Here is a 3,296-nt window from a genome sequence, read left to right as displayed (position 1 = left end):
TCTTCGCTTCGACGATAGACACCGTAGGCGGCGGTAGCGGGATCCGCAAAGAAGTGCTGCTGGCGACCAGTACCGCCTCGCGGCAGACACATGCTCCGGCGGAGATCGATCTGAGTAATATGCGCATTGACCCGCAACTGTTCGGCTCGGCTTATCTGCCGGTAGCCGTTCGGCTGGAAGGAACGTTCCCGTCGGCATTCAGCCACAGGATGATTCCCGAGGGTCTGACGGATAGTGAGCGATTGGATAGTTCCGTGCCCACCAAGCAACTTGTGGTGGCCTCTGGCAGCGTGCTCCAGAACCACTGGCAGCAAGGGCAGCCCCTGCCGGCAGGCTATGACCGCTATTCGGGCATCCAGTTTGGCAACAGGGACTTCGTGGTGAACGCCGTGCTCGATCTTGCGGACGATAACGGACTGATCGCTCTCCGCGAGAAGACGATAGCTTTGCGGCTGTTGAACGATAGGCGTGCACATGCCGGGCGGATGACCATACAGGTCGTAAGCGTTGTGACGCCTCTGCTGCTGATAGGGCTGCTGGCGGGAGGTGTAGGATTAATACGAAGAAAAAGATATATTTTGTCATGAAAAAGGTGCTGTTATACGGCTTGCTGCTTGTCGCGATGAGCGTGCAGGCACAAGAGATAATGCCCTATCCGACGGATACAATAGACGGGAGGGTGTATTACCGCTATACGGTGGAGAAGAGTATAGGTCTGTACCGGATCAGCAAGAACTTCGGCGTGTCACAGGAGGCTATCTTGCAGGCTAACCCCGAACTGGAAGAGAGAGGATTGCGATACGAAGAGGTCATCCTGATTCCGACGAACCTGCCCGTAGTTCCGCACGTAGCGCAAGAACCGGAGCCGGCGACTACGGCGCAAGCGCCGGTAGCGGAGGAAACCCCGGCAGCTCCGGAAACTCTGGAAAATCCGGCTGCTCTGGAAGCTCTAGAAGTTCTAGAATCTCCGGAATCTCCGGAAGCCGCGGATTCCTCAGCCATCGCTTACACCGATACGCTGCGGCTGGCGTATATGTTACCTCTGGATGCCGGTGTGGGGCAGCGCAATCCGATGATAGACCGGTTCTACGACTTCTACGCCGGTGCGTTGTTGGCGCTGAAACATCAGCAACCCGTGTGGACCGACAGCCTGGGCGTGAAGCACACAACGTACTACGACATCCATACGTACGATGTCGGCAAGTACGGCAGTACGGTAATCCAACTGATTGATTCGGGTGCGCTGGCGCAGATCGACGCCTTCGTCGGACCTGCGTACCTCAAACCTGTGGAAGTACTGGCAGCGTACGCCCTGGAGCATAAGAAACCTGTGTTGGTTCCGTTCCTACGGCAGGTGACGAACTTCGCCCACAATCCCTATCTGATGAAGTTCAACCCCTCTGACCAGATAGAGACGCACGCTCTGATGGAGTACCTGGATACGCTACGTACTGCGACGAACATTGTGCTGGTGGATGCATACAACGACAAGATGGATTATTCGCACGGCATACGCATCTTGCGCGACAGTATCATGGCGCGTGAGCTGCCCGTCACCCGTACGACGATACGCCAGATCCTGGCGGACTCGGTAGGCGCTGTGCTGAAAGACAGCGTGGAGAACATCTTGCTCTTCCATTCGGAGCGCTACTCCAACGTACAACTGCTGATGCCTTATCTGCTCTCCGGCAGACAAGGCAAACAGTTGACTATACTTAGCAAGTATGCATGGCAGGGCGAGCGGATATTGCTGCCGCAATTGTACATGGGCGTGTTCCGTACGCCTGAGGGCGAGGCATACACGCAATACGAACAGGATTTTGCGCATTACTTCGGGCACACCCTTTCGTCCACGCAGCCGCGTTACGACCTGTTGGGTTACGACCTGACGCAGTATCTCATCCGGGCTATGCGGGGCGGATCGTTCCACGCATCGGATACGGTCTATGACGGAATACAATCATCTATACTGTTCAAGCAGACAGGAGATGGAGGATACGAGAATACACATATTATCATCCAGAAGCGTTAAGCTGCTGCTGTTGCTGCTGCTCGCAGGTGGCAGGATAGTAGCGCAGCCCAGGCTGGAGCAGGCGGAGATGTTCGTCGGCGTCTATGGCGGTGCGACGGCATCCACGGTGTTCTTTACGCCGAAGGTGGACGGCATGGACGATCTGCTGAAATCTCCTATCGGTTGGGGCGCCGGCGCAGTGTTCCGCTACGGTGCGCATAAGGTGTGCTCGTTCCAAGTGGAAGCGGGCTATGCGCAGTATGGCTGGCGCGAGTACGACAAGGACGGGAACTTCGACTACCGGCGCAAACTGCATTATATCCAAGTGCCGCTGCTGGCGCATATTCATTTCGGCGGCGAGCATGCACAGGGATTCGTCAACCTCGGCCCGCAGGTAGGCTACTGCTTCAACAATGCCGAGTGGTCGGGTACGAAGCAGACGACCTCGACCTACCAGTACCGGCCGATCGATCATCTGTTCGACTGGGGTGCGACAGGCGGAGTAGGATTCTACGGGATGCATCGTAAGGCCGGAGTGTTCCAACTGGAACTACGTGTGTATTACAGCTTTGGCAGTTTGTACAACACCTCGCGTGCCGAACATTTCGCGGCATCGAATATGTTGACAGCCTGTCTGAACTTCGCCTACATGTGGCAGATAAAATAGCGATCAGTAATTAGAAATCAGATAAGAGAGAATATATGGAAACAACAAAGAACACCTACGTAATCATGCGTCTGTCGTCGTTAGGCAACGTCGCGATGTTAGTGCCTGTAGTGACGCAACTGAGCAATACGTATCCGAACGATGAGTTCGTGGTAGTGGCACTCAAACCGCTGCAAGCATTATTCCACGGCCTGCCTAATGTCCGTTATCACGAGGCAGCACCGGAGGTGGAGCATGCGCAGGGACTATACCGTCTGTTCAAGCAGATCAAGGGGTATAATCCGACGAAAGTGTTTGATATGCAAGACGATGGTCGTACGCGGATCATACGTTGGCTGCTTAAGTGGAGCAATATCCCTACCTCAACTATCGACCTCGGCAGTCGCGAGCGCCGCGCGCTGAGACGTATGGGTTACGAGAAGGCAACCCCGCTCAAGCCGGAGGTGGAGCGTTATGCTGATGCGCTCCGCAATGGCGGATTGCAGCCGGCAGGCGATGTGCCTCTGATGGCGGTTAACCAGTCAGCGGAGCAGAAAGTGCAGCTACTCTTCGGGACGAAGACGGAGCGCTGGATCGGTATAGCTCCGTTTGCCAAGCACCTGTCGAACGTGCTGCCGT

General features: G+C 55.6%; 3 protein-coding genes and 1 pseudogene. All 4 read left to right on the top strand.

Features of this window, described 5'->3' with window-relative positions; all coding sequences use genetic code 11:
* A pseudogene (locus ACMUOV_RS08985) lies at positions 1 to 587 on the top strand (gliding motility-associated ABC transporter substrate-binding protein GldG); the annotation flags it as partial.
* Positions 584 to 2,032, top strand: a complete 1,449-nt coding sequence (locus tag ACMUOV_RS08980; protein WP_413854825.1) for a hypothetical protein — start codon at positions 584 to 586, stop codon at positions 2,030 to 2,032. The pseudogene ACMUOV_RS08985 and the gene ACMUOV_RS08980, both read left to right, overlap by 4 nt.
* Positions 1,989 to 2,678 (top strand): porin family protein, encoded by a 690-nt coding sequence (locus ACMUOV_RS08975; RefSeq protein ID WP_413854824.1) that lies wholly within the window; start codon positions 1,989 to 1,991, stop codon positions 2,676 to 2,678. The genes ACMUOV_RS08980 and ACMUOV_RS08975 overlap by 44 nt, the downstream gene beginning before the upstream one ends.
* Before the next feature lie 35 nt (positions 2,679 to 2,713).
* Positions 2,714 to 3,296, top strand: a 583-nt coding sequence (locus tag ACMUOV_RS08970; RefSeq protein WP_413854823.1) for a glycosyltransferase family 9 protein, incomplete at its 3' end; no start/stop codon positions are given.

Source organism: Candidatus Ruminimicrobium bovinum (assembly GCF_902760015.1).
Lineage (GTDB): Bacteria > Elusimicrobiota > Endomicrobiia > Endomicrobiales > Endomicrobiaceae > Ruminimicrobium > Ruminimicrobium bovinum.
This window is presented reverse-complemented; position numbering and strand designations above follow the sequence as displayed.

What these genes read in the sequence shown, in the direction of transcription:
- ACMUOV_RS08980 (WP_413854825.1), top strand. Translation starts at nt 584, where the DNA reads ATGAAAAAGGTGCTGTTATACGGCTTGCTGCTTGTCGCGATGAGCGTG.
- ACMUOV_RS08975 (WP_413854824.1), top strand. Translation starts at nt 1,989, where the DNA reads ATGGAGGATACGAGAATACACATATTATCATCCAGAAGCGTTAAGCTG.